Source organism: Nocardia sp. NPDC046473 (assembly GCF_040645995.1).
GTDB lineage: Bacteria > Actinomycetota > Actinomycetes > Mycobacteriales > Mycobacteriaceae > Nocardia.
The window spans coordinates 162,239-188,911 of the sequence record NZ_JBEYZJ010000011.1 but is presented as its reverse complement, the minus strand read 5'-3'; the positions used below and the strand labels follow the sequence as shown (position 1 = coordinate 188,911).

25 protein-coding genes are annotated in these 26,673 nt (G+C 67.1%); 10 read left to right on the top strand and 15 right to left on the bottom strand.

Annotation, left to right across the window (positions count from 1 at the left end):
• Positions 1–78 precede the first annotated feature (78 nt).
• Positions 79–1,290 carry an MFS transporter gene (locus ABZ942_RS36175; protein WP_357390185.1) on the bottom strand — a complete coding sequence of 404 codons (1,212 nt, stop codon included), beginning with the start codon at positions 1,288–1,290 and terminating at the stop codon, positions 79–81.
• A 74-nt stretch (positions 1,291–1,364) separates the two neighbouring features.
• Between ABZ942_RS36175 and ABZ942_RS36170 the strand changes: the two genes are divergently transcribed.
• The gene (locus ABZ942_RS36170; RefSeq protein ID WP_357390183.1) at positions 1,365–2,123 is read left to right on the top strand and encodes a DeoR/GlpR family DNA-binding transcription regulator; all 759 of its coding nucleotides are present in this window, start codon (positions 1,365–1,367) and stop codon (positions 2,121–2,123) included.
• Positions 2,124–2,252: 129 nt separating this feature from the next.
• Positions 2,253–3,227, top strand: coding sequence for an iron-containing redox enzyme family protein (locus ABZ942_RS36165; protein ID WP_357390181.1), 975 nt, complete (start codon positions 2,253–2,255; stop codon positions 3,225–3,227).
• A 2-nt stretch (positions 3,228–3,229) separates the two neighbouring features.
• Here ABZ942_RS36165 and ABZ942_RS36160 read toward each other — a convergent pair whose 3' ends face one another.
• The 5 genes from ABZ942_RS36160 to kduI form a co-directional block, all read right to left on the bottom strand.
• On the bottom strand, positions 3,230–3,475 hold the full coding sequence (locus ABZ942_RS36160; protein ID WP_357390179.1) for a CDGSH iron-sulfur domain-containing protein: 246 nt from the start codon (positions 3,473–3,475) through the stop codon (positions 3,230–3,232).
• 56 nt (positions 3,476–3,531) lie between these two features.
• Positions 3,532–4,044: a hypothetical protein gene (locus tag ABZ942_RS36155; protein WP_357390178.1), complete on the bottom strand. Its 513-nt coding sequence runs from the start codon at positions 4,042–4,044 to the stop codon at positions 3,532–3,534.
• Between the two features lie 104 nt (positions 4,045–4,148).
• Positions 4,149–4,970 (bottom strand): IclR family transcriptional regulator, encoded by an 822-nt coding sequence (locus ABZ942_RS36150; protein WP_357390176.1) that lies wholly within the window; start codon positions 4,968–4,970, stop codon positions 4,149–4,151.
• Positions 4,967–5,725 carry an SDR family oxidoreductase gene (locus ABZ942_RS36145; protein WP_357390174.1) on the bottom strand — a complete coding sequence of 253 codons (759 nt, stop codon included), beginning with the start codon at positions 5,723–5,725 and terminating at the stop codon, positions 4,967–4,969. The genes ABZ942_RS36150 and ABZ942_RS36145 overlap by 4 nt, the downstream gene beginning before the upstream one ends.
• Complete coding sequence (gene kduI / locus ABZ942_RS36140; protein ID WP_357390172.1) at positions 5,722–6,540, bottom strand: 5-dehydro-4-deoxy-D-glucuronate isomerase; 819 nt, start codon at positions 6,538–6,540, stop codon at positions 5,722–5,724. The genes ABZ942_RS36145 and kduI overlap by 4 nt, the downstream gene beginning before the upstream one ends.
• A 123-nt stretch (positions 6,541–6,663) precedes the next feature.
• On the opposite strand from kduI, the gene ABZ942_RS36135 reads away from it, so the two are divergent.
• The 6 genes from ABZ942_RS36135 (at position 6,664) to ABZ942_RS36110 (ending at position 15,439) form a co-directional block, all read left to right on the top strand.
• Positions 6,664–9,372, top strand: coding sequence for a hypothetical protein (locus tag ABZ942_RS36135; RefSeq protein WP_357390170.1), 2,709 nt, complete (start codon positions 6,664–6,666; stop codon positions 9,370–9,372).
• A complete protein-coding gene (locus ABZ942_RS36130; protein WP_357390168.1) occupies positions 9,362–10,459 on the top strand; it encodes a glycoside hydrolase family 88 protein in 1,098 nt (365 codons plus the stop codon). The genes ABZ942_RS36135 and ABZ942_RS36130 overlap by 11 nt, the downstream gene beginning before the upstream one ends.
• Before the next feature lie 181 nt (positions 10,460–10,640).
• Positions 10,641–12,161 carry a catalase gene (locus tag ABZ942_RS36125; protein WP_357390166.1) on the top strand — a complete coding sequence of 507 codons (1,521 nt, stop codon included), beginning with the start codon at positions 10,641–10,643 and terminating at the stop codon, positions 12,159–12,161.
• Positions 12,162–12,245: 84 nt separating this feature from the next.
• Entirely contained in the window at positions 12,246–12,419 is a 174-nt protein-coding gene (locus ABZ942_RS36120) for a hypothetical protein (RefSeq protein WP_357390164.1), read from the top strand.
• 82 nt (positions 12,420–12,501) lie between these two features.
• Positions 12,502–13,875: a DUF5933 domain-containing protein gene (locus tag ABZ942_RS36115; RefSeq protein WP_357390162.1), complete on the top strand. Its 1,374-nt coding sequence runs from the start codon at positions 12,502–12,504 to the stop codon at positions 13,873–13,875.
• Positions 13,876–13,948: 73 nt separating this feature from the next.
• Complete coding sequence (locus tag ABZ942_RS36110) at positions 13,949–15,439, top strand: wax ester/triacylglycerol synthase family O-acyltransferase (protein ID WP_357390160.1); 1,491 nt, start codon at positions 13,949–13,951, stop codon at positions 15,437–15,439.
• Here the strand turns inward: ABZ942_RS36110 and ABZ942_RS36105 are convergent.
• Positions 15,395–17,095: a DUF885 domain-containing protein gene (locus tag ABZ942_RS36105; RefSeq protein ID WP_357390158.1), complete on the bottom strand. Its 1,701-nt coding sequence runs from the start codon at positions 17,093–17,095 to the stop codon at positions 15,395–15,397. The genes ABZ942_RS36110 and ABZ942_RS36105 overlap by 45 nt on opposite strands.
• A gap of 53 nt (positions 17,096–17,148) precedes the next feature.
• On the bottom strand, positions 17,149–18,855 hold the full coding sequence (gene ilvD / locus ABZ942_RS36100; RefSeq protein WP_357390156.1) for a dihydroxy-acid dehydratase: 1,707 nt from the start codon (positions 18,853–18,855) through the stop codon (positions 17,149–17,151).
• A gap of 474 nt (positions 18,856–19,329) precedes the next feature.
• On the opposite strand from ilvD, the gene ABZ942_RS36095 reads away from it, so the two are divergent.
• Both ABZ942_RS36095 and ABZ942_RS36090 read left to right on the top strand, forming a co-directional pair.
• Positions 19,330–19,830, top strand: a complete 501-nt coding sequence (locus tag ABZ942_RS36095) for a hypothetical protein (RefSeq protein ID WP_357390154.1) — start codon at positions 19,330–19,332, stop codon at positions 19,828–19,830.
• Positions 19,831–19,902: 72 nt separating this feature from the next.
• Positions 19,903–20,208 carry a DUF3467 domain-containing protein gene (locus ABZ942_RS36090; protein WP_357390152.1) on the top strand — a complete coding sequence of 102 codons (306 nt, stop codon included), beginning with the start codon at positions 19,903–19,905 and terminating at the stop codon, positions 20,206–20,208.
• A 363-nt stretch (positions 20,209–20,571) separates the two neighbouring features.
• On the opposite strand, the gene ABZ942_RS36085 is transcribed toward ABZ942_RS36090, so the two are convergent.
• The 7 genes from ABZ942_RS36085 to ABZ942_RS36055 all read right to left on the bottom strand — a co-directional run bounded on the left by ABZ942_RS36085 (position 20,572) and on the right by ABZ942_RS36055 (position 26,429).
• Positions 20,572–21,963, bottom strand: coding sequence for an AMP-binding protein (locus ABZ942_RS36085; protein WP_357390150.1), 1,392 nt, complete (start codon positions 21,961–21,963; stop codon positions 20,572–20,574).
• Positions 21,956–22,558 carry an energy-coupling factor transporter transmembrane protein EcfT gene (locus ABZ942_RS36080; protein WP_357390148.1) on the bottom strand — a complete coding sequence of 201 codons (603 nt, stop codon included), beginning with the start codon at positions 22,556–22,558 and terminating at the stop codon, positions 21,956–21,958. Before ABZ942_RS36080 ends, ABZ942_RS36085 begins: the two co-directional genes overlap by 8 nt.
• Positions 22,555–23,235: an ABC transporter ATP-binding protein gene (locus ABZ942_RS36075; protein ID WP_357390146.1), complete on the bottom strand. Its 681-nt coding sequence runs from the start codon at positions 23,233–23,235 to the stop codon at positions 22,555–22,557. The genes ABZ942_RS36080 and ABZ942_RS36075 overlap by 4 nt, the downstream gene beginning before the upstream one ends.
• Positions 23,232–24,359 (bottom strand): thiolase family protein, encoded by a 1,128-nt coding sequence (locus ABZ942_RS36070; RefSeq protein ID WP_357390144.1) that lies wholly within the window; start codon positions 24,357–24,359, stop codon positions 23,232–23,234. Before ABZ942_RS36070 ends, ABZ942_RS36075 begins: the two co-directional genes overlap by 4 nt.
• Positions 24,356–25,471 (bottom strand): AMP-binding protein, encoded by a 1,116-nt coding sequence (locus ABZ942_RS36065; RefSeq protein WP_357390142.1) that lies wholly within the window; start codon positions 25,469–25,471, stop codon positions 24,356–24,358. The genes ABZ942_RS36070 and ABZ942_RS36065 overlap by 4 nt, the downstream gene beginning before the upstream one ends.
• Complete coding sequence (locus ABZ942_RS36060) at positions 25,464–26,048, bottom strand: biotin transporter BioY (RefSeq protein WP_357390140.1); 585 nt, start codon at positions 26,046–26,048, stop codon at positions 25,464–25,466. Before ABZ942_RS36060 ends, ABZ942_RS36065 begins: the two co-directional genes overlap by 8 nt.
• A 99-nt stretch (positions 26,049–26,147) precedes the next feature.
• Entirely contained in the window at positions 26,148–26,429 is a 282-nt protein-coding gene (locus tag ABZ942_RS36055; protein WP_357390138.1) for a DUF2277 domain-containing protein, read from the bottom strand.
• Positions 26,430–26,673: the final 244 nt, after the last annotated feature.

Sequence of the window (26,673 nt, the reverse complement as noted above, 5' to 3'; positions counted from 1 at the left end):
GCGACGGCGCGGATGGTCGGCATGATCGTTGTGGCCAAGCGGGAATGAGTCACCACGAGTTACAGATAACAGCGATGGTCATGACCGTAGCGCACCGCGACCGTCGGCACTGTCGGATTGCGCGGCCGGAACCACCGCCGAAGAAGACTGTGGGCGTAGTACGTTGGCCGCCCCCGCGGCGACGACACAGCACGCCACCGGCAGCAGGAGGACGATGTTCAGCGGGGCAAGGTGGGTCAGCGGTCCGACGATGGCGGGTCCGGCGAGCACGCCGAGGTAGCCGAGCCCGGCGACGCGAGCGACGTTGGCGCCCGCGGCATTTCGATCCGCGTGCCCCGCGGCGCTGAACAGCTGCGGGACGCACCCGGACAGCCCGGCGCCGAACACGGTCCAGCCGATCAGGGCCAGCGGAATCCACGGCGACAGCGCGGCAATCGTCAGCCCGAGCGCCCCCACCCCCGCCCCGTAACGGAGGATCGCCACCGACCCGAAGCGAGTGGCGACGCGGTCGGCGACCAGCCGGCCGACGGTCATCGCGGTGGCAAAAGCGCCGTATGCCAACGCAGCCGTGGCAGCCGGTGCCGCAAGGACATCGCGTAGGTGCAGCGCGCTCCAGTCATTGGCAACGCCTTCGCACAGCATCAGCAGCAGCGCGATACCGGCCAGCACCCAGATACGCCGAGGCGTCGACCGCCGCTCCCCGTTCACGAATCCCTCAGCAGGGCGCGACTTTTCGGGCCGCAGCAACGCGGGCGCGCCCAGCGCCGCGACGACCAGACCGAGCAGCGCCGCCATGCCGAGCGCGGTCGCCGCGCTCCAACCCCAACTGAGCGTGCGCGCACCGACCAGCGCCGCGACGACACCGCCGAGCGAGTAGGTGGCATGGAACGCGGACATGACCGACCGTCGGTAACCGTGCTCGACCTGGACGGCGTGCGCGTTCATCGCAACGTCCAAGCAACCGTTCCCGAAGCCGAGCACGAGCAGCGAAACCCCGAGCGTCCAGACACTCGTGGACAGCCCGGGCAGCACGACCGCGACCGCACACAGCGCCCCGCTGACCGGGACGACGATGCGGGCACCGAACCGATCGGACAGTGGACCCACCAGCCGCATGCCGACGAAGGCCCCCGCGCCGAGCAGCAGCAACAGCCAGCCGAGCGTCGGATGGCCGATCCCGACCCGACGCTCGACGGCCGGAATGTGCACGACCCACATCCCGATCAGAAAGCCGTTCAACGCGAAATAGGCGAACGTGGCCAGTCGAGCGGCCCGTAACGAACTGTGCATACTTCCGAACATATCGGTCAGATTAGATGTTCGAAATATTGACTTTCAAACACCAACTATGTTCAATAGCGAGTGTGGCGAGCGTAGACCGACTGAAGCAGATCACCGATGCCGTGCGCGAAGCAGGCCAGCTCGCAGTGGCGGAACTGGCCGAACGCACCGGCGCCTCGGAGATGACCATCCGCCGCGACCTCGAGACCCTGGCCGGTCAGGGCGTGCTGGAGCGTTACCGCGGCGGCGCGCGCACCCTGTTGCTGCGCGGCGACGAACCACCTTTCGGCATGCGCGCCCACGAGGGACTGGAGATCAAGCGACGCATCGCCGCCGAGGTCGCCGACCTGATCGCCGATGGCGAGTCGGTCGTCCTCGACAGCGGCACCACTTGCCTGGAAGTGGCCCGCGCGCTCGAACACCGCCGACTGACCGTGCTCCCCCTGTCACTACACGCAGTCAACGCACTCACCAGCGCACTGCTACTCACCCTGTTGGTGCCCGGCGGCAAGCCACGCCCAGGCGAGCTGGCGTTGACCGGCCCGCTGACCCTTGCCTCGTTGTCCGCCTTGCGTTTCGACACCGCGATAGTCGGCTGCTGTGGACTGAATGTCACCGACGGACTCACCGCCTACGACCTCGACGACGCCGCCGTCAAACGCGCCGCGATCGCCTCATCGCGCCGGGTCATCGCCGTCACGGAAGCCGCCAAACTTTCCCGCACCGCCCTCGCCTTCGCCGCCCCGGCCACCGCGCTGCACGCCGTCGTCACCGACACGTCCGCTCGGCCCGAAGACACCGACGCACTGGAAGCCGCAGGAGTCACCGTGCGACGGGTGTGAACAGGCAAGACCTCCGTCAGCGGTCGGGGTGTGAGCGGTACCGCAGCGCAGGTTGGCAAGCCCGGCAACGGGTATGCGGCGGTGGAAGGGAGCGTGACCATCGATGACCCCCACCGGAGCACAACGCCCATGACGAGCACTGTCGCACTTCCCGCACCGCGCGGCGAACTGTCCGCCGCGGTCACCGAAACGCTGCGCGCGGCACCCTCCGCACAGACCCGCTTCCCCGAGATCGGTGCGGCGGATCCGTACGGGGATGATCTGCAACTCGCGCTGCACACCTGCTACGAACTGCACTATCACGGCTTCGAGGCGGTCGATCCCGGCTGGGAGTGGGACCCGGAACTGCTTCGGCTGCGCGCAAACATGGAGCGGTTGTTCCGCCGAGCCCTGCGCGCCGACGTCAAGGGTGGCGACGACGTAACCCAGGCGCTGGCGGAACTGCTGGTCGAGCCGATCGAACCGAATGATGTCGCGCACTATCTACACGACGAGGGCGAGTGGTGGCAGCTGCGCGAGTACTTCGTGCAGCGCTCGATCTATCACCACAAAGAGGGCGATCCGCACGCTTGGGTCATCCCGCGCCTGTTCGGGCAGGAGAAGGCGTCGCTGGTCGCGGTCGAATACGACGAGTTCGGCGGCGGCCGCGGCGAACGACTGCACGCACGCCTGTATGCCGATCTGCTCGCCGCCGCCGAGCTGGACGACGGCTACCTGCACTACCTGGACGTGGTGCCCGCGCCGATGCTCGCACTCGTGAACATGATGTCGCTCTTCGGATTACATCGAGACCTGCGCGGCGCACTGGTCGGCCAGCTCGCCACCGCCGAGATCACGTCCTCGCCTGCCGCGCGACGGATGGTCGCCGCGCTCGACAAGTTCGATGCTCCGACGCAGTGCCGACTGTTCTACACCGAACACGTGGAGGCCGACGCCGTGCACGAACAGGTGATGCGGCACGGCGTCATCGCGAGTTTGCTCGCGCGCGAACCCGCGCTCACCGAGTCGGTGGTCTTCGGCATCCAGGCGACGAACCTGCTGGAGGATCGGTTCACCGACCACGTGCTCGGCAGCTGGCGGGCGGGGCGCAGCTCGTTGCGCTGAGCTCAGTCCGTCCGCCGCGACCGCTTGCGATGACTGGTGTCGCAGAACGGAAAGTTCTTGCTGCGCCGGCACATACACACCGCCACGAGGAAACGGTCCGAGCACACCACGGTCCCGTCCGGGCGCACCAACTCGACCGGGCCTGCCACGAGCGCCGGACCGTCCGAGGCGAAGGTGATGCGGCGCCGGTCGATGTCCGACCTGTCTTCGTTCGCCGTCTTCGACGGGTCGTCTCGGTCTGTCCGCATGCCGCACCTCCTACGCCCCGGATACCCCCGAGCGCGGTACGAAACCTGCGACTACCTCACACGACTTCGAGGTCATAGGTGACCTCGGTCCAGAACCCGCCCGGCTCGTACTCGCCGCCGAGGGTGAGGATGTAGTCGCCACGGCTGAGCTCGTCCAGGCTGCACCACAGGCCCCAGGCATTCGCCCGGTAGCGTCCGGGCGGGCCGAACGGTCCATCGGGATGCGCATCGATGAGGAACGGGCTGCGGTTGGCGACTTCGCGCAGCGGCAGCGAGACGCCGTTGAGTTCCGCGTGACCGCTCGCCGTCGGCACCACCGGAACGCGCCTGCCGAACAGCGACGCTCGCTGGAGAAGATTGAAGGCGGGAAAGAAGATCGGGCGACCGTACGGCACGGAGCATTTCCTGCTCACCTTGCCGCCGAACGTGCCCGCGAGGAACCAGACATCCGCGGACTGGCCGACATCGGCGAACTTTCCGGTTTCGTCGCTGACCGGATTCGTGGCGGTGGGAATCGCCGAGGCCCACTGCCACCATCGAGCCGCCAGCTCAATGTCCCTACTCCGCATATCTACCCACCTTGATCATCAAGCCTCGAACCAGGTCAGGATAGCCATGCGCGGACGGCAGGGACCACAGAGAAGGACGATCCCCAGTTGTCCCCACTTGGGCGTCAGCGGTCTCCGGCATGCTTGGCGGTGCCGCCTGGGCGGTGTCTGCGGTCTGCCGGGCCGGGCAGCGGGTGGACGGCATTGGGCAGCCCGAGTGCGTGCGAGGCGTCATGGGCGGCGGCGATGAGCAATGGCGCGCAGGTTCGCACCTTCGCGCGGTCGAGATCGAACGCGAGCGCCGACACGCTGATGCCGCCGATCGGCGCGCCGTGGTGATCGAGCACCGCGGCGCCGAGGCAGCGGGTTTGCGTCTCGTTCTCCTCGTCGTCGACGGCGTAGCCGCGGTCGGCCACCGCGCCGACATGGGCGATCAGCAGGTCGGGGTCGGTGATCGTGCGCGGTGTCATGACGGTGAGCGGTATCCGCGTCAGCAACTCCCGCAACTCCGCGCGGGACAGGCCGGCCAGCACCGCCTTGCCGATCGCGGTGCAGTGCAACGGGATCGACAAACCGACCCGCGAGCGCATCGCGTACACGCGGTCACCCTCCAGCTTGTCGACATAGATGGCCTCGTCCCCGGAACGCAGCGCGAAATGCACGGTATGCCCGGTGGTCGCACAGAGCCGCTGCAGGATGGGCCGCACCAGGTGCGTGATGCCTGCGGTCTGCCCGGCCAGCGACAGCAGGCGCACGCCGGGCAGATAGCGGTGGTCCGGGTCGATACGTACCCAGCCGACGGCCGCCAGCTCCTGCAGGATCCGATGCACCGTCGAGGTGGAAAGCCCAGTGCTCCTGCTGATTTCGGTGACTCCCCGGCAACTCGGCAGCGCCTCGAGCACGAGCACCACCTTGGCGACCGCGCTCGGCGCGGAGTCGGGATTCACCGGGCCAGCCATCCCCCGTCGACCGCCAGAACGTGGCCGTGCACGTAGGCCGCTGCGGGCGAGCACAGAAAAACGATGGCACCGGTGATGTCGGCGGGCTCGGCCCATCGGCCGATCGGAATGCGTTCGGTGATGGCTTGATTGCGGGCCGGGTCGGCGCGCAGTGCCGCGGTGTTGGCGGTGGCGACGTAGCCGGGGGCGACCGCGTTGACTCCCACCCCGAGCCCCGCCCATTCGGTGGCCAAGGCCTTCGTCAGTCCCACGACAGCGTGCTTGCTCGCGGCATACGAGCCGACGTTGACGCCGGCCTGAAAGGACAGCAGCGACGCGATATTGACGATCCGTCCGGCGCCTCGTTCGAGCATCGGCGCACCGATGCAGCGGGCCAGCAGGAACGCGGCATCGAGGTTCACATCAAGCACCCGCCGCCAGTCGGCGAGCGATACCGTGGTCGCCGGGCCGCGGCTGATGATGCCCGCGTTGTTCACCAGCAGATCGATATGATGTTCGGCGGCAACGGAATTCGCAACAGCTTCGACCGCCGCCGGATCGGCGAGGTCGGCACCGACGGTGACGCACTCGCGACCAAGCGCCTCGATCTCTTCGGCAACCGTTGCCAGGCCCGCTCGGTCGCGCCCCCACAGCACGAGGTCTGCGCCGGCCGCGGCCAACGCGAGCGCGGCGGCCCGGCCGATGCCGGTGCGCGCGCCGGTGACCAGCGCGCGCTGCCCGTCCAGCCGGAACGGGTCGGTCACGAAAGCGACTCCGTCGCAACCAGATCCATGTCGTTATAGGCGAGGTTCTCGCCTGCGGTCGACCACACGAACCGATAGGGCGCGGTGCCGGCTCCGGTGTGCACCGACCACGGCGGGCTGATCACCGCCTGCCGGTCGGCGACGATGATGCTGCGGGTGCTGGACGGTTCGCCGCACAGGTGCACGACGCGTTCGGCCGGGTCGAGGCCGAAGTACAGATAGATTTCGGTGCGCCGGTCGTGGGTGTGACAAGGCATGGTGTTCCAGACGCTGCCCGACTCGAGGGTGGTGATGCCGAGGGCCAGTTCGCAGGAACGAGCGCCGTCCTCGTGCACGTATTTGCGGAGCGTCCGTTCGCTTGCCTTGTGCGCCTCGCCGATCCGCACGCTCTCGGCGGCATCACGGGTGATCAACGTGGTCGAGTGCGCGAGATGCGCTGGGGCGGAGACGATATAGAAGACCGCGTCGCCCGACACAGACACGCGCCGGGTGCCCTGACCGACGTAGACGATGTCCTCGGCGGATACGCGATAGACCTGACCATCGGCCTGCACGGAGCCTGTTCCGTCCAGACACACGATGCCGAGTTCGCGTCGGTCACAAAGATTTTCGGCGCGCAGCTCCACCGGCGGGGCAAGCTCGAGCTCCGCGCCATCGGGCATCGCGCCGCCGATCAACAGCCGGTCCTGCTGGGACAGCGTGAACCGAACCTCGCCGGTGGCAAACAGATTCGTGACCAGAAAACGTTCCCGCAGTTCCTCCGGCGAGAGCCTTGCCATCTCCCCTGGACTGGTCGCGTAACGGACGTCGGTCATGGCGCCACCTCATCTTTCCCGTCTGACGGAAAGTGCTTTCCCACACAGAGAAAGCCGGAGGAGTATCCCGTACGAAGCAAGACCGCGGCAAGGGTGCCGCCCCTCGCAAGGAGCAGCGGTCCGATGAACAACGCCATCCCCGAGTTCGCCCCGAGAGACCGCACGGTGCATGCCCTTGACCGGAACGGATACGTGCGAGATTGGCTGAGCACAGCGGCCTTCGCGACACCGTGCACGGATCTGCACGACGTCCTCGACCCGGACGGCAGCCCGTGGGGGCCGAACGGGCGATGGATGCTCACCAACGGTCCCGATGCTGCGCCATTGAAACAGATTCTCTACCAGCAACATCCGCTTGCCGCCGATCCACTGCTGCCCACAGTGCAAGAGGGCTGGCGGTTTTCGTGGCAGGTGACGCCGGGCGATGCGCGGCAGGCCCGGTGGGAGCGCAGGCACACCGGTGCGGACGGGCTGCTCGACTGGAGCGAGTTCTGTTTCACGCCGGAGTACCGGCAGGCGGTCGCCGCGACGGTGTTCGAAGTCGACCAGGCCGAGTATCGGACGTTCGAGGTGGGGTGTACGGGTCCGATCGCCGTCTTTGTCGACGGCGAATTGGCGTTGCTGACAACAGAGTTCACCTATATGGAGCCGTACCGGACGCAGCTGCAGGTGCGGTTACGCTCCGGGCTGACCGCTGTACACCTCGTCACCTGGCAAGTCGCATTCCGGGAATGCAGGCATGTCGCTTGCCTGCGGGTGTCGGGCCTGCCGGTCCGCGTCGTGATTCCGGTGCCCGGCGCGGACGAATCCCGTTCGGCGACGGCGGAAGCCATGCTCGACGCGGTGGGTCTCACACCGTGGGCGAGTACCGATGGCACCGTCACCCTTACAGGTCCGGTGGGTGGACGATACCTGGTCTCGACAGACGGAAACGCTGCGACCCCAGCAGTACTCACAGACGGGACCGCGCGCTTCACGTTGCCGGGCGGGATCACCGACACAGCCGACGCCACGGCCTCCATGCTGCACACGGGTGAGACCGTGCTGACCGTCCGCGTCGACGACCCAGCCGCACCGGTGGTCCGGCGGTTGCGCGCGGCACGGATACCTGCCGTGCACCGCTCGCATCCCGTTGGCGATCAAGCAATCTGGCGGGGCGAGCTGCTGCGTCATGTTGCACGCGGCGTGCCCGGCGTGGCCCGCGCCCTCGCCAGGCATACCGTCGACCCGACCGCGAAGCTCGCCGACGACGATCTCGCGCCCGCACTGCGGATGATCGAATCCCGCTCCGACTGTGCCGATTTCGAGGCGGTCGGTTTGGTCCATCTATGGCGGCGACTCGGCGACGACGCATGGTCGCCGACACAGCGCGACCGGGTTCGAGACACGCTGCTCGCTTTCAAGTACTGGATCGACCAGCCCGGCTTGGATGCCATGTGCTACTTCACCGAGAATCATCAGTTCGTCTGGCACACCGCCGAAACCCTGATCGGCGAACTGTTTCCGGACGATCGATGCACCAACACCGGCTGGACCGGTTGCGTCCACGCCGAGCACGGGCGGCAGCTCGCCGAGGAGTGGATGCGACGCAAGATCGCGGGCGGCTTCAGCGAATTCGATTCCAATGCCTACCTAGCGATCGACTCGCTCGCCCTGATCTCCTGGATCGAATTCGCCCGCGACGATGCCCTGCGGCAGCTCGCCGAGGCCCTGCTGGACAAGACGCTGCTGACCCTCGCAGGCAACTCATGGCACGGCATCCACGGCGCAGCACACGGACGCTCCTACGTACCGACGCTGCGATCGTCGCGATTCGAGGAGACCGCGCCGATCATGTGGACCCTATGGGGTGCAGGCTCTTTGAACGCGGCAGTCCTTCCCGCCACCGCGCTCGCGACCGCGACGCACTACCGCCTGCCCGAGCTGATCAGGGCCGTCGCCACCGACCTACCCGAGGAATGGGACGGTCGACAGGTCTACTCCGGCAAGTACCGCCCACATCACGATCTGCTGGACCGACCGTACCGATCCGATCTACGGGTATGGCGGACACCGGATGCGATGCTGTCCAGCGTTCAGGACTACCGCTCCGGACTACCCGGACTACAGGAGCACATCTGGGGCGCCACACTCGGCCCGGAGGTACAGGTGTTCGCGACGCATCCCGCCGCGGACAGCACCTCGTCGTCGGCCCGCCCCAATGCCTGGGCGGGACAACGGATCTTGCCGCGGGCGCACCAGCACCGCGACACCGTACTGGTGCTGCACCGGATTCCGGAGTCCGACTGGTTCGGGTCGACGCACTTGTGGTTCCCCACACCGCATATGGACGAATGGACGGCCCACGGTTCGTGGCTGGCCGGTCGCGTCGGCGACGGCTATGTCGCGGTCGCCACCGCCGGTGGTTTCCGTCCCCGCACCACGGGCGACGAGTGCGACCAGACCTGGCTACCCGCCGGTGACGGTCTGGCCTATGTCGCGACGGTCGGACGGGCGGCGACCGACGCGACCTTCGCCGCCTTCGTATCCACCCTCACCGAACCAGATTTCACGCCCGACTCGGTGTCATGGCGCACCCGCGACGGACGCGCGCTCGCCTTGTCGTGGCCCGGCGCGTTCACCGTAAACGGCAGTGCGGCAGTCGATTCAGCCGACGGGCGACCGACCGGCCCACCACACCTGGACAACCCGGCCATGCACGTCCCCTTCGGTGCCGACCAGCTGACCGCCACCTGGCGCGGCCACCGACTCGTCCTCGATCTCGCACACGGCCGCCGGATCGAACCTTCGAGCGCTATACCCACCACGCCGGAAGACCACCATGTCGGCTGACGACCTCACCTCCGCCCAGCACGCCGCTCCCCCACTCCCACCCAGCGACCTGTCTCCGGCCGCTTTGATCGTGACCGGCGAGCGATTGATGACCCGCACCTGGCAGACCGGCCTGCCGTCCTGGTTCTGGGGCGAAGGCGTCTGCCTGCTCGGCATGCTCCGCTACACCCAGGCCCGACACCTCCCGATACCGGCGGAGGTCGTGGCCTGGCTGCGCCGACAACACTCGGCGGGCATCAGCGTCACCCACGTCAACAACCTCGCCCCCGGCACCGCCGCCCTGATCGCCGCCACCGACCACCCCGACCTCGCGGCCACCGCCGAACAGCTCGCACAGTGGTTCCGCGAACCGTCCTCGACCACCCGCGCGGCCAACGGCGCACTCGAACACTGGCCCGACGGCGTCTGGGCCGACACCACATTCATGGCCGGTGTCTTCCTCGGCCATCTCGGCGAATACCGCCGCGACCCCGACCTGGTCGCCGCGTTCGGCAACCAACTCATCGCGCACGCCGAAATACTGCAGCACCCGGACACCGGACTGTTCGCACACGGGTCGCACCGCGGACAAACGATCTGGAACTACTGGGGACGCGGCAACGCCTGGTGCGCACTCAGCGCAGTGGAGTTCCTCGAACTGGCCGCACGCGGCACCGTCCCCGTCGACAACGACCAACTCAACCGGATCACCGACCTCCTGACCCGCCAACTGTCCGCCCTGGCAGCACGGCAACCCGAACACGGCGTCTGGAGCGTCCTCGTCGACGAACAACCCGAGAACGCGGGCATCCTCGAACCGTCCGCCGCCGCGGGCATCGGCGCCGCCATGCTGCGCACCGCAGCGATACTCGCGGACTGTCCGCCCGAGATCGCGCCCGCAGGCTGGCGCGCGGTGGCGGGCGCACTCGGCTACGTCGACTCCACCGGCACCCTCACCAGGGTCAGCGCCGGAACCGTGCTGCAACTCGTCCCCTTCGGCTACAGCGTCATCCGCAACGACCGCAGCCAACCTTGGGGCCAGGGGCTCGCCCTGCACGCGGTGGCCGCCGCCCTCCAGGCCATCGAGCGGGGCCTGAATCCGCGCTGAGCCACCCGCGCGTCCGCATTTCAGACACGAAACCAGCACTTCGCGATACGTTTGACCTTCAGGCACCTGGGAAGTCGATCGGGAGAACCGAGACGGACACCGCACAGCCTTCGACCGTCGTCGGCTCATTCCGACCGGCTCGCCGCAGGGCGCTCCTTACCGCTGGTAGAAGAGGAGAGACATGTCTGATCCGAACTACACCACCGATGACGCCGGAATCCCGGTGCCCAGTGACGAACATTCGCTGACGGTCGGCGCCGACGGCCCGATTCTGCTCAATGACGCGTACCTGATCGAGAAGATGGCGGCGTTCAACCGGGAACGGGTGCCCGAGCGTCAGCCGCACGCCAAAGGTGGCGGCGCGTTCGGCACCTTCGAGGTCACCAACGACGTCAGCGCCTACACCAGGGCCGATGTCTTCCAGCCCGGCAAGAAAACCGAAGTGCTCGCCCGCTTCTCCACCGTGGCCGGCGAGCGCGGCAGCCCGGACACCTGGCGCGATCCGCGCGGGTTCGCCCTGAAGTTCTATACCGAACAGGGCAACTTCGACATGGTCGGCAACAACACCCCGGTGTTCTTCGTGCGCGACCCGATGAAGTTCCAGGACTTCATCCGCTCGCAGAAGCGCCGCGCCGACAACAACCTGCGCGATCACGATATGCAGTGGGATTTCTGGACGCTGTCACCGGAATCCGCGCACCAGGTCACCTGGTTGATGGGTGATCGCGGCATTCCGCGCACCTGGCGACACATGAACGGCTACTCCAGCCACACTTACCTCTGGTACAACGCCGCGGGCGAAAGGTTCTGGGTCAAATACCATTTCAAGTGCGATCAGGGCGTCGAGTTCTTCACCCAGGACGAGGGCGACCAGATGGCCTCGATGGACACCGATTACCACACCCGCGACCTGTGGGAGGCGATCGACGGCGGCAACTTCCCGAGCTGGACGCTGCACATGCAGATCATGCCGTTCGAGGACGCGAAGACCTACCGGTACAACCCCTTTGATCTCACCAAGGTCTGGCCGCACGGTGACTATCCGCTCATCGAGGTCGGCACGATGACCTTGAACCGGAATCCGGCCGACTACCACACCGAGATCGAGCAGGCCGCGTTCGAGCCGAGCAATGCGGTGCCGGGCACCGGCCCGAGTCCGGACAAGATGCTGCTCGGCCGGTGGTTCTCCTACCCGGACGCGCATCGCTACCGGATCGGCGTCAATTACAAAGAGCTGCCGGTCAATTCGGCCCACGCGACGACAGTGCGGTCGTATTCGAAGGATGGCGCGATGCGCCACCACAACCCGGGCGATCCGGTGTACGTCCCGAATTCGAAGGGCGGTCCGCACGCCGACGCCACCGTCTCCGGCCCGGTTGTCGGCTGGCATACCGACGGCGAAATGGTCCGCACCGCTTACACATTGCGCAAGGACGACGACGATTGGGGCCAGGCCGGCACCATGGTCCGCGAGGTGCTCGACGACGCGGCACGGGATCGGTTGGTGGACAACATCGTCGGGCACCTGCTCAACGGCGTCACACCGCCGGTACTGGGCCGGGCGTTCGAGTACTGGCGCAATGTCGACAAGAGTCTCGGCGATCGCATCGAGGCGGGCGTGCAGGCCAAGAAGGATGAGCTCGATCCCAAGGCCGCGAAGCAGGCGAATCCTGCCCGCTCCTCAGCCCAAGACAAAGCCTGACCATTCCGGCAACCGCAGGGCGAGCCACGGCGCGCCCTGCGGTTGTCCCCGTTTGAGCGCGAAATCGCCGGGTAGCTCGGGGCCATGACTGCGAGAACGACGCATCGCGCCCAGAGGCCGCGTTCGGAGCGCGGCACAGCATGGCTCGAGTCGCTACTCTGCGCGCTCGTCACCGCCGGGGTAGTGATCATCAACTCGGTCGGCGCGACCGCGACGGCGACCCTCGGCATCGTCTCGGCGCTGGTCCTGGTGCTATGACGCGGTAGGCTCGCCCTTCGCGTGAGCGGCCCGTGTTCACCACGTCGCATGGTCGCGTTCACATCGTGTTTACGATGTCCGAATGCTTATTCACGACGCACCGGGTAGCCAGCCTCCACCCGCAGCGCGAACGGGTGCTGCGCGGCTCCAGGAACGTCGCGTTCGACTGTCGCTGGTCTGGTGCGGCATCGCCGCCGCGGTGCTCGTGCTGGTGGCCGGTGAAATCATGGCCGCGCACATCCATGCGCTCGGCCCGCTCACGAGCCTGTTCCGCGACTACGTCGGCAGGCCGAAGTCGGCGACCACCTCGTGGGCGGGCTTCCTGCTCGCGCTGGTCGGTGTCACCACTCGCGTCCGGGTGACCGCGCTGGCCGCGGCGATCGCCATCGATCTGATCTTCGTGATCATTCGGGCGGTCGAGGGCAGGCTGTTCACCGTCGGCAACGGTCCGACCATCGTGCTCACCGCGCTCGCGATCATCGCCGCCTGGCGTTGGTCCGGCCAGCGACGCCGAACCGCGCTGCGCGCCATCGCATTCGGTGCGCTGCTGATTCTCGCGACGAAGATCGGCGAGATCTGGCTCGACGTCACCGCGTGGGCCTGCCCGACGGTCCTCGATCCGTACGCGGAACTCGCCGACCACGCGCTGGGCAATCCGTCCTGGTTCATCGGGCATCTGCTCGACGTGGCCGGGCCGGTGCCGCTCGGCCTGGTGCGCTGGGTGTATTTCGAGCTCCCGGTGGCGGCGATCGTCGTCGCGGTCTGGCAGTTGCGCAACGTAACCACCGGCGTATGGCCTCGGCACCACCTGGTTCGCACCTTCCTGACCCTCGGCCTGATCGGGCCGCTGTTCTATGTGGTCTTCCCGGTGGTCGGCCCGATCCTCGCCTTCGGACCGCAGGGACACGGCTTGGAACTCGCCGACGTCTGGCCGAGTATCGTTCCGCCGCTGCCGTTCTCCGTCGAACCGATGCCCTTCGACGGCATCACCCCGCGCAACTGCATGCCGTCGCTGCACACGGCCTGGGCGCTGTCGCTGTTCATCCACTCCCGCCGCGGACCGCTGTGGCTGCGCATCGGCGGCGCGTTCTGGCTCGTCTGCACCCTCATCGCAACCCTCGGCCTCGGCGCACACTACGGCGTCGACCTGGTCGCGGGCGCCGCGCTGTGCTTGACCGTGGAATCCGCACTGCGCGACCCGGATCGGGGCTGGGATCACTACCGTATCCGCGTGGTCGCCCTGGGCGTCGTCACCTTCGCGACCACCCTCCTGTCCGTCCGCTACCTCGCCCCGACGATGGCCGACCATCCCTTCGTGTCCGGAATCGGCCTCCTCGGCCTGCTCGCCGCCCTGGCGATCCTGTTCTATCTGACCTGGTTCGCCCCGACCCGCCCGCAGAAATCGGCGGTGCCAGCGGCCGAAAGCATCCCGCTCGACGAACGGATTGCCCGCTGACGAGTTCGTTTCGCCAGACTGGACGAACCGAAGCTGCGATGCTCAGATCCTCAGGAGCAACAGAGGATCAACGATGAAGCAGCTCTCCGGCCTCGACGCCGCGTTCTTGTCGCTCGAAACCCACAACTCCACCGGACATGTCGGCGGCTTGTGCGTGCTCGACCCGAGCGAATCACCCCGAATGCTCGACCTTGCGGCACTGACAACTCTGGTCGGCGAGCGGGTTCCACTGATCCCGCTGCTGCATCAGCGATTGACCTATGTCCCGCTCGGACTCGACCAGCCCTATTGGATCGATGACGAGAACTTCGACATCGAATATCACGTCCGCGAGATCTCGCTGCCCACACCGGGTTCGGACGCGCAGCTGACCGAACAGGTCAGCAGGCTGCACGCGCGGCCACTCGATCGGCGCAGACCGCTGTGGGAGGCGTACCTGATCTCCGGGCTCGCCGGCGGGCGGCTCGCGGTCTACACGAAGATGCATCACGCGGCGATCGACGGTGTCTCCGGCGCGGAACTGATGACAATCCTGCTCGACCTCACGCCGGAGGGCCGACTGTTAACTCTCCCATCGACTTTCCCCGCGGAGCCCAAGCCGAGCAGGCGCACGATGCTCACCCGCGCGGCAGTGTCCATGGCGAGCAGGCCATTACAGGCCGCGCGAATCGCGGGCGACCTCGGCCGTTCGCTGCCACTCGTCGGCAGCTACCTGACGCCCTATGTCGGAGCGATACTCGGCCGCGAACACGACGACGGCGAGGTGATCGCCAGCGCGGTCGGGCTCGCGCCGAAGACACCGTTCAATCGCGAGATCACCCCGCACCGCCGGTTCGCCTTCCGCAGTGTCGATCTCGACGAGGCGAAGGCGGTCAAGAACGTCTTCGGCATGTCGGTCAACGACGTCGTGATGGCCATGTCCGCAGGCGCGTTGCGGCAGTGGCTGATCGATCACGACGCGTTGCCCGCCGTGCCGCTCGTCTCGATGATCCCGGTCTCGGTGCGCGACGAGGGCAGCAGATCCACACTGGGCAACAAGGTCTCGGCGATGCTGGCCTCCCTGCCGACCCACCTCGACGATCCTGTAGCGCGCCTCACCGCGGTGCACCGGGCCACCAAGATCGCCAAGGCACAGCAGGCGGCGATCCCGCCGGGCCTCATCGAGAACGTCACCGACTTCGCGCCGCCCGCGCTGGTGGCCCGCGCGGCCCGCGTCGCCTTCGCGATGGGCCTGCCACACCGGATCCCACCGTTCAACCTGGTGATCTCCAATGTGCCGGGCCCGAACGTCGACGTCTACCTCGGCGGCGCGAAAATGGTTGCCAATTACCCCCTTTCGGTCGTCATGGACGGCCAAGGCTTGAACATCACCGTCAGCAGCTCCGGCGGCCGCCTGCACTTCGGCCTGCTCGGTTGCCGCGAACTGGTCCCCGACATCGACGTCATCGCCGGCTATCTCGTCACCGAGCTCGACGTATTGCTCCGCACGGCAAAGCAATACGCCGAACCGAGCCGACTCTCAGAGCGCGGAGAGTTCGGCGACAAGATCGTCGAGGCCGAGTGAGCCTTGCGACAGGGCGGCCATGTGCCAGGCCTTCAGGTCGAAGGCTTCGCCGTGCGCGGTGGCCGCGGCCGCCCGGCCACGCAGCCACGCACGCTCACCCAGCTTGTAGCCGATCGCCTGGCCCGGCCAGCCGAGGTAGCGGATGAGCTCGCTGTCCAGGTGTTCCGGCGGCAGTCCGCAGTAGCTGGCGAAGAATTCCCTGGCGTTCTCCGGCAGCATCGGCTCGCCGGGCCGGTATGGGGAGTCGGGCGGATAGTCGAGGCCGACGTGCAGGCCGATGTCGAGGATCACCCGGAGTACCCGCAGTATTTGGGCGTTGAGGTAGCCGAGGCGGTGGCCGGGGTCGGTGAGGTAGCCGAGTTCGTCCATCAGCCGCTCGGCGTACAGGGCCCAGCCCTCCAGGTTGGCGCTCACGCCGCCGAGGGTGACCTGATAGACGGATAGTTGGTCGGCGAGGTGGATCCACTGGGCGATCTGGAGGTGATGGCCGGGGACGCCCTCGTGATACCAGGTGGAAACCAAGCTCCACACCGGGATTCGATTCGGGTCGAGGAGGGGCAGCCAAGTGCGGCCCGGGCGGGTGAAGTCCAGCGACGGCTCGGTGTAGTAGGGCGCGGCCGCACTACCCGGCGGTGCGATCATCGACTCGACCTTCAGCAACGGCTCGGCGAGATCGAAATGGGTGCCCTGCAGATCTTTGATGGCTCGATCCATCAGGTCCTGCAGGTAGCGGCGGGCGCTGTCCGGGTCGTCGAGCGCCGGACCGTCTTGTTCCAGCCACCGCATGGCCTCGATCGGTGTCGCGCCCGGCCGCACCTTGTCCGCTTCGGCGCGCATCTGGGCGTCTACCTCGCGCAACTGCTCCCACGCCCAGCTGTACGCCTCGTCGAGGTCGAGGTCGGCGCCGCTCCAATAGCGGGCGAACCGCTGGTAGCGCTCCCGCCCCACCGTATCAGGGGCGTCGATTGCCTTCGGGCCGTAGACATCTCGCAGCCAGTCGCGTAGTTCCGCCACGCTGGCCGTGGCGCTGACGGCGGCCGAATCCAGTTCGGGGCGCAGCGATTCCGGACCGTCGGCGACGAAATCGCCGAACCAGCCGCCCGGGTTGTCGCCCGCGACCCACTCGTCGAGCTGCTGCACTACGGCACTCACTTGCAAAGGTCCGGCCAGCAGACCACGGTCGATGCCCACGGCCAGCGTGGACCGGTACTGCTCCAGCGCGACCGGCACCCGGTTCAGTCGGCGGCCGATGGCCTGCCACTGCGCCTCGGTGTCGGTGGATAGCAGCGTGAACAGGTCACGGACGCCGTGCACCGGGGAGTTGATATTGCGAAGCGCGCGGAAATGTTCGCCCGCGTCGTGCACCGCCAGTTCGGCGGTGAGACGCTCGCGCAGCAGCGTGGCGCAGCGGCGGTCGGCCGCGTCCGGGAAGCCATCAGCGGGCTCGGCGTCGTCGAGCTCGGCCAGTGCGAACCGGGCAGCCGCGGCATGTGCTTCGAGTCCGGCCGGGGACAGGTCAGGGAGTCGGTCGTCGTCGGGGTTGCGCCCGAGCATGACCGCGATCAGCGGATCGAGCTCGGTGAGCGCGTCGACATAGGCGTCGGCGATGTCGCGCGCGGTACGCACAGGAGTCGAATCTGTTGTGGTCTCATCCATCTCACCGACTCTGCTGGAAATCGGGACCCCTGACAAGGTCATTCGCGCCGACCTCAGCCGCAGACGGCACCGTAGGACGCCGACCCGACCAGCTTCGAGTACTTGGCGAGCACACCGCGGGTGTAGCGGGGCGGCAACGGTTCCCAGCCCTCGGCGCGACGCGCGAGCTCTGCGGCATCGATCAGCAGGTCGAGGGTGCCCTTGCCGACATCGAGGCGGATCTGGTCGCCGTCGCGCACGAACGCGATCGGTCCGCCGTCGACCGCTTCCGGTGCGACGTGTCCGACGCACAGTCCGGTGGTGCCGCCGGAGAATCGTCCGTCGGTGAGCAGCAGGACGTCCTTGCCCAGTCCGGCCCCCTTGATTGCGGCGGTGATCGCGAGCATCTCGCGCATGCCGGGTCCGCCCTTAGGCCCTTCGTAGCGGATGACCACCACGTCTCCCGCCGCGATGGTGCCGTCTTCCAGCGCATCCATTGCCGCTCGCTCGCGGTCGAAAACCCTTGCCGTGCCGGTGAATACGTCGGAGTCGAAGCCCGCCGACTTGACCACCGCGCCGCCGGGCGCGAGGGTGCCGTCCAGGATGGTGATGCCGCCGGTCGGGTGGATCGGCGAGGTCATCGCCCGCACCACCTTGCCGTCGGGGTCCGGCGGCGCGATCGTGGCCAGGTTCTCCGCGACCGTGCGGCCCGTCACGGTCAGGCAATCCCCGTGCAGCAGACCGGCATCGAGCAGAGCCTTCATCATCACCGGCACGCCGCCGACCCGGTCGATGTCCGTCATCACGTGCTGACCAAAGGGTTTCACATCGGCGAGGTGCGGCACCTTACGGCCGATCCGCGCGAAATCGGCCAGCTTCAGGTCGACGTTCGCCTCGTGCGCGATGGCGAGCAGGTGCAGCACGGCGTTGGTGGAGCCGCCGAACGCCATCACTACAGCGATGGCGTTCTCGAAGGCTTCCTTGGTCAGGATGTCGGAGGTCGTGATCCCGCGCCGCAACAGTTCCACCACCGCTTCGCCGCTGTGCCTGGCGTAGCCGTCGCGGCGGCGATCGGTCGCGGGCGGTGCCGCGCTGCCCGGCAGCGACATGCCCATCGCCTCGGCCGCGCTGGCCATGGTGTTGGCCGTGTACATGCCACCGCAGGCGCCTTCGCCGGGACAGATGGCCCGCTCGATGGCGTCCACGTCTTCGCGGCTCATCAGCCCGCGCGAGCACGCGCCGACCGCCTCGAACGCGTCGATGATCGTCACCTCGCGCTCGCTGCCATCGGACATCTTCGCGATGCCCGGCAGGATCGAACCGGCGTACAGGAACACGCTCGCCAGGTTCAGCCGCGCGGCCGCCATCAGCATGCCGGGCAGCGACTTGTCACAGCCCGCGAGCAGCACCGAACCGTCGAGCCGCTCGGCCTGCATCACCGTCTCGACGCTATCGGCGATCACCTCGCGCGACACCAGCGAGAAGTGCATCCCCTCGTGGCCCATCGAGATGCCGTCGGACACCGAGATGGTGCCGAACTGCATCGGGAAACCGCCCCCGGCGAAAACCCCGTCCTTCGAGGCCCTGGCGAGCCGGTCGAGCGAAAGGTTGCAGGGCGTGATCTCGTTCCACGAGGACGCCACCCCGATCTGCGGCTTCTCCCAGTCGTCGTCCCCCATACCGACCGCGCGCAGCATGCCGCGAGCCGCGGTTTTCTCGAGGCCGTCGGTGACGTCGCGGCTGCGGGGCTTGATATCGGTGGCATTCGGATCAGTGGGCACGATTGCCCATCATCCTCGGTGCGTGAGTGGCCGAGCGCGGCGGCCTATCGTGCCGCCCGACATTCGAATCCTCGCATATCAGGAACGCCCGTACCGGGGCGCGCGACTGTGACCAGACCCGGTACGAAATCGGCTGCCTCGCAACCGAGCTCACCACAGACAGGCAGGCTGCCGTAAAATTTCCGGCCGGGAGCGTTCGATTCGGTATGACCGTCTGTCGCCGTCGCGACTGTCCGTATGTTCGCTACCCGGATCATGGGACGACCGTTAACCGCGTGTACAGGCACGGCTGCGGTCTGCCGGTAGTGTGCCGACGACAAATGGCGCGATAAGACATCTTTTTGCAGCGCCAACACCTTTATTGAATGTTTCGACCATGTTCCCAGCGTATTGCGTTCAGTTCACGGAAGGGCGACGATTCATGAGGCGGAGTTCGTTTTCCGCCACACACCCCACCGATGTAGGGAGTTTGTCATGGCAGCACAAGAAAATTCCGATCAGACACACGAGCAGGGTCTGAACCTCGAGGATATCGATAGGCTGCGTATGCAGCTCGACGAGGCGCGGCAAGAAGCACAGAGCGCCCGGCAGTATGCGCAGCAGGCGCAGAATCTCGCTCGGCAGTCACAGCAGCAGTCGCGTCAGGTCCAGCATCAGGCGCAGCTGGCGCAGAGCGAGGCCAACCAGGCAAACCAGCAGGCACAACAGGCTCGGCAACAGGCACTGCAGGCGCAGAACCAGGCCCAGCAGGCACAGAACGAAGCCGATCGGGCGCAGAGCCAAGCTCAGCAGGCGCAAAGCGAAGCCAACCAGTCGACGCAGCGGGCGCAATCGGCCCAGGACCAGGCCGACCAGGCAAGCCAGCTGGCCCAGCAGGCCGACGACCAGGCCACCCGCACGCAGGACCGAGCAGGCAACTGGGATCTGCGGCTGCATCAGCTTCGGGCGCAGACACGCCAGTTCCAGTCGCGCTGATCACTGACCGCGGCTGAACCGAAGGGCCACGACGCGGTGGCCTCTTTGGGGCGGTCGGCGAGAGGTATGGGAATGAGCGATGAGACCCCACCGGTGCATGTCGAGGTAGTCGTGCCCGAAGCTTTGAGCGCAGGGGTATACGCGAACGGTTTTACGTGCTGGTACAACCGCACGGATTTCACTATCGATTTCATCGTCCACCTGCCCACCGATCCGGGCGTCGACGACAGCGGTCGGTCTGTATTGCGGCAACCAGTTCAAGTGGTGTCGCGGGTGAAGTTTCCGCCTTCGATGATCTTCCGTCTGATGCAGAGCTTGAATGACAGCATGAGTAATTATGAGCAGCAATTCGGCGCGATCGTTCATCTAGGAGAATAAAGGAGCACCCGATGCTTTCCAGCGGCATCATGATGGTGGGAAGTCCGAATGACCGGACCGTTGTGAGCGATCCTGCCGTACGTTATCGACCCGATCGGGTCAGGGGCCGTCGATATCACGTCACGACATCGGCGCCAGAAGCCGGGAAGGGTTCAGGGCCTGGTGTACCGCCGGCTCCTCGGTCTGCTCACTGACCGCGCGACAGCACGGCGGCTTGTCCGGTTTCGGTGACCGACTCTGTCCGTGCCCCGTCGCAGCAATCACAATCGCGCTCAGCACATTCGGACTGCCCGCTCGCGACAGCATCAGCAACACAGCAGGTGTCGCTACGCCACGCGTCGCGAGCATGGGGAATCGTCTCGTTCACCCGTCGATCTCGGTAATTGCTTTGAAGGCGGCGGCGAGGGCTTGGCGGTCGAGCTTTCCGCGCGGGGTGCGCGGGAGGCTGGCGAGAGTGTGCAGCTGTACCGGGATGCTCGGGCTCGGCAGGGTCGCGCGTAGCCGGCGCCAGATTTCGCCGGGGCTCGGGGCGTTGTCGTCCACCACGATCGCAGCCGCAGGCGCTTCGCCCATCCGCTCGTCGGGGATGCCGATGCAGGCGGCCTCCGCGATGCCGGGGATCGCCGTGAGAGCGGCTTCGATGGCAGCGGGCTCTACGTTCAGTCCGGCTCGGATGAGCATTTCGCTGTCGCGTCCGAAAAGGCGCAGCTGGGTGCCGATTACCGCGCCCCGGTCCCCCACCGACATCCATCCGTCGACGGAGCCGTCGGTTACGCCGTGCTCGGTGAGGTAACCGTCGAAGAGCATGTCGCTGCGGACGAAGACCAGGCCGTCCCGGATATCCACGTCGACGCCGTCGAACAGTTCACCCGCTGCATCCTCGTCGGTGGCGCCGAGCCCTCGGTCGACGGAGACAAAGCTCAATTCGGAAGCGCCATAGAAGTGGACGAGCGAGGCGTTCGGCAGAAGCTCTTGCAGCGCTTGCCTTCCCGTGCGTGGCCAGCGGGCGGCCGAGGAAAGCACCTCGCGGACATCGGGGAACGGGCCTGCTCCGGAACGGACCACGTCCCAGGCGATGGTTGGTACTGAATACAGGTGTGTCGCACCGGCTTCGAGTGATTCGACCACCGGGCGCAGGTCGACTGTCGCGCCTCGCGTGAGCGTGTGCAGTGCGCCGTAGAGGAAGTGGGTGTGGTCGAGGACGCCGGGGGTCGAGACGAGGTCGTGCGGGCCGATGTCGAAGGCGGTGTCGGAGCGGTCGAGGGTGGTGGACCAGGATTGCTGGTTGCGTACGAACAGTTTTGGTTCGCCGGTGGTACCGGAGGTTATGCCGACCAGCAGTTCGGTGCTGGGTAGCGCCTGGGCGGCTGCGCCATCGGATTCCAGGGTGGTGGCGGTCTGGATCGGTCCGTCATATCCCATTTTTCGCAGTCGGCGATGTTGTTGGGGTGACGCGACGACGGCGGCCGGTTTCGCGAGGCCGAGGACGCGGGTCAGTTGTTCGGGCATGAGGTGGCGATGCAGTAGCACGATGCTGACGCCGGTGTGCATGGCCGCGGTGACGGTTACCAAGGAATCGATGTCCGAAGTCGGCAGTACGGCAACGCGATTCATGCCGTTGAGGCCAGCCGCAGTGCGGGTGACGCGGGACCAGAATTCGCGGTAGTCGACGCGGTCGCGAGTGGAGATGACGGCGGTCGCGTCCGGGAGCTCGGCGGCGCGGCGGGCGATCCGCTCGGCCAGCAGCTCAGTCATCGTCGACTCCTCTCGCGGCGAGGGCGTCACCCATCGCGTCGGCTGTGCGCAAGGCGCGCACCAAGACCGGCGTCGCCAGGGCCGTCATCGACCATTGCAGGCCGCGGGCTCGTCGCGCCTCTGCGACATCGTGCACGATTCCGGCCAGCAGCGGAACACATCGAATGGCAAGCGCCAGCAGCAGACCGATGCGATCGGGGTCGACGCCGAGTCTGCGCAGCGGCACGAGCGCGCGCGTCACCGTGTCGAGTAGGTCGGTCACGCGAGTCGTGAGGGTGACCAACGCGGCGAGCGCCACCGAGATCAGCAGCACGCCGCAGACGACAACGGCCCGCGCGGGCGAGGTGATCAGGACCTGGAACACGGCGATGATCAGCAGCATCCATACCATCGGACGCAGTTGCGCCACAGCGACCCTGAACGGGATGCGGGCGAGGGCGAACAATCCCGCTACCACCGCAGCGACAATGCCGACCTCCATCGGGCTGCGTACGAATACCGTTGCCGCCACGATCGATACGATCAGCAGCAACAGCTTGGCCCCGGCGGGCATTCGGTGCAGCAGTGAGTCACCGGGCCGGTACAGCCCGATCATTCGACCAGCTCCCGGTAGGCGGGGACGGCGGCGGCGGGCGTTCCGTCGAAGGCGACGAGACCTTCGTCGATCACGATGACCCGCTCGAAACTGTCCAGCAACGCCAGCTGATGCGTCACGACGATCACCTGCTGATCCATCGCGTCCAGCGCGTCGGCGACTACGCGGGCATTGCGCAGGTCCAGGAGGGTGGTCGGCTCGTCGGCGATGATCACCTCGGGTCTGCGGATGAGGACCGCGCCGATGGCGAGCAGTTGTTTCTGTCCACCGGACAGCAGGTGCGAGGGGTGGTCACCGTGCTCGTGCAGGCGGAACCGAACCAGCATCTCCTCGACCCGCGCCGCGACCTCCTGCTTGCTCAAACCTGTTCGGCGCAAAGAGAAAGCGAGATCCTCGGCGACAGTCGGCATCACGATCTGGGTATCGGGGTCGGTGAAAACGAACCCGACTTTGCGCCGCACCTGCCCGCCCTTGCGCGCCGCGTCGATGCCATCCACCGTGACGGTGCCCGAGGTCGGGGCCAGCAACCCGTTGATCATGCGCGCCAGGGTCGACTTCCCGGAACCGTTGGCGCCGATGATGCCGACCCGTCGCTCGGTAATCCGAAGATCGATGCCGCGCAATACTTTTCGCTCACCAAAGCGGTGACTCACCGAGGAGAAGACGATCTCACTCACGACACACGCTCCACCAGCATGGCTATACCTTGCCCACCACCGATGGCACACGCCGCGAGCCCGAGCGCGGGCCCACCCTCGCGCAGCATCTGACTTGCCAACCGCACCAACAAGATAGCCCCCGACGCACCCCACGGATGCCCCATCGCGATCGCCCCACCCTGCGGACAGATCTTCGATTCGTCCAAACCCAGCTCGTCCGACACCGCAAGCACGACCGAAGCGAAGGCCTCGGTGATCTCGACGATCCCCAGCTCCGCCACGTCGACTCCGGTGCGCCGCAACAGCTTCCGTATCGCAGGAACCGGCCCGAGACCCGGGTGGGCAGGATCGGATCCGGCCACCGCCGACCCAACTATCCGCAGCGCGGGAAGGCCCGCGGCCAGTGACTCGCTCGTCACCGCCACCACCGCCGCCCCGTCGGAGATGCCACACGAGTTACCCGCAGTCGCCGTCCCGTCGACTCCGAAACTCGGCCGCAGCCGTGCGAGCCGCGCCTCGGTCATTCCCGCCCGAATACGTTCGTCCCGGCGCACGTCCCCGATCGGCACGATCTCCGCAGCGAAGTCGGCCGTCGCGGCAAGGGTGTGCGAACGCGCCGCGTACGCGTCCTGCCGCTCCCGGCTGATGCCATGAACCCGCGCCAGATCGTCGGCCGCCACCCCCATGTCTGGATCCGGAAAGCCGTGCGGCGCAAAGGGAGCGCGCGTATACCGCACCGGCTCGGCCCCGGCGACCGGCGGCCAGAACCGCCACGGCGCGGTACTCGCCGACTCCACACCACCCGCCAGAATGAGCTCATCGGCCCCACTGCGCACCCGCAACGCCGCCTGCATCACCGCGTCGAGACCCGACCCGCACTGCCGATCGACCGTGACACCGGGAACCTCCGCCCCGAACCCGGCCGCCAACGCCGCGATCCGCGCCGGATCCCCACCCGGCCCCAGGCAGTTACCGAGCACCACATCGTCCACCTCGGCGGCAACGCCCGCCCCACGCAGTGCCGACAGCACCTCGCGCAACACGGGCGCGGCCAGGTCGGTGGTCGTCAGCGCGGCGAACCCGTGCCCGGCATTGCCGATCGGCGTTCGACGCGGCGCTACCAGCACGGGGACCGAGTTCATGCCAGCAAGTCTTTCAGCTGACCTCGGGCCACCTTCCCGCTGGCGGTCCGTGGCAGCGTCGGCAGCGGCACCCAGCGACGCGGCATGGCCTCCTTCATCAGCAGTCCGCGCGCCTGCGCACGAACCACATCAATCTCGACACCGTCGAGTTGTACTGCGGCCGTGACGATCTCACCGAGCACCGCATGCGGCGAGCCGATCACCGCGACAGCGGTGACACCTGCCAGGGTCCCGAGGACGCGCTCGACGTCCTCGGCGAGGACCGTGGTGCCGCCGACATTGATGGCCGACTCTCCCCTGCCTCGGACCGTGAGCTCGCGGTTCGCCCCGAGTTCGGCGAGGTCGCCGACGCCGAACCATTCAGGAGTTCCGAGCACGCGGTACGGGGTCCGGACGTAGAGCAGCCCGTCGCGGATTTCGGCATCGACCTCGTCCAGCAGGCGAAGCGGCTCGGGCACCCGACGTGCCGCGACGAGCGAAACCTCCGCGGACCCGTAGTACTCGACGATCTCGATATCGTCCGCCGCGTTGCGAGCACCGTCGTCCAGGGCGATGCCCGCGACGATCGCTGTCCGCAGCTTCGGCGCCTTGTCGACAACGTCACGAAGCACGGCAGGTACCGCGTGCACGACCGTGGCTCGCGTCGGATCGTCGGTCACGCACGCGCCCCGCCACAGTGCGTGCAGCGCACCGAACAGATGCATAGTCGCATGCAAGGGACCAGTGATCAGCACCCGGTCCGTGGCCTCGACGCCGGTAATAGCGGTGAACGCCGGGAAGCTGTCGAACCAGGATGCCGCGGTACGAGCAAGCGGTCGTGGACGGCCGGTGGAACCCGATGTCGTCACCAAAAGGAATGCCGAGGAAGGAATGTTCGGACGATCGGGCCGTGCCGCGGGATTCTCGACGATCACCGGCACACCCCGCCGCGCCGCTGCACAGACGCAGATCAACGCGTCCGGCACAGACAGCGCCGACGCGTCGTAAACGGGCGCGTCATCCCGTTCGATCCACTCCTCGATCGCACGATCGAGCTGATCGTAAGTGTAAGCGCGCCCATCGAATTCGACGGCGGGCTGATCCCCCGAGCCGCCGAGCTCCGGACTACGCACGAATCAAACCGGGATACGCGCGATGCACACCCTTGGCGACCACCGTCGCGACCACGACCTTCGCCAAGTCGCCGGGAATGAACGCGAAGTTGGTGCTGATCGCATGCCGGACATCCAGATCGGTGCGCAGCAACAGCCCGAGTGTGCCGAAGAGATAGATGACCACGAGCCCGCCGAGCGCATTGATCAGCAGGCCGAGCACCAGCGGATACTTCGGCAGGATCCGCGCGGTCAACAGACCGATGACCAGCGCCGCGGGCACCCACCCGACCAGGTATCCGGCACTCGGCCCGGCCATCGCCGTCAGTCCGGTGCGGCCGCCCGACAGCAGCGGCAGGCCGATCAACGTCAACGCTAGGAACACCAGCACCGCGGCGGTTCCCTTGCGCGCACCGAGCACCGCGCCGGCCAGGATGACGCCGAGCGTCTGCACCGTGATCGGCACACCGCTGAATCCGACCGTGATGGCGCCCGGCAGTCCCATCGCCGCGATCAGCGCGGCGAACACCGCGACCTGCGCGATGTCCCGCGCGGAAAAGGCGACCCTCGAGCCACGAGAGTTCTCGACACCGTCCACGACGACTTCCTCCAACTACCAGCTTGAACGACGTTCAAGATAGCAGGCACCCGCGAGCCGACCGCACCGCGCACAGCGTCCGATGCCGAGGTAGCGCGGTTAGTCGTGCGTGTGCGCCCTGGCCTGGATCCGCGCCTGAACCTCGGGTCGGCGCAGCGGCGGCACCGACTTCGGCGGCACCTTACGATCCGGCAGCTGGTCCAGCAGCCGGGTCGTGATCGCGGCGATATCGGCGACGGCGGCATCGACCGCGGGCTGGGTCGCGGCCGAGATGCTGGACAGCCCGCCGACCTTACGCACGTACTGCAGCGCGGCGGCCTGGATCTCCTCCGGCGTCGCCGCGGGCTCTAGCCCCCGCAGGGCAGTGATGTTTCGACACATACCCCCGAGGCTAATCCGCCGCCCCGACAGATACCGGCCCAGCGGCATTCGCCGCCCAGAAACACCGCGCTTCGTTTTCGGCGGCGACCTGATCGCCGGCGGCTCCAGTTCGGGTTCCGCGCTGCGGCCGGAAGATAGCTACCCATTCGCGATCTGTCTCGACTTTCGCGATTCACACGAAGGCGTTATCCGCCGGTGTCCCAATCGAACACGTGTCGTAACCATCCGAATAATAACGACTAAT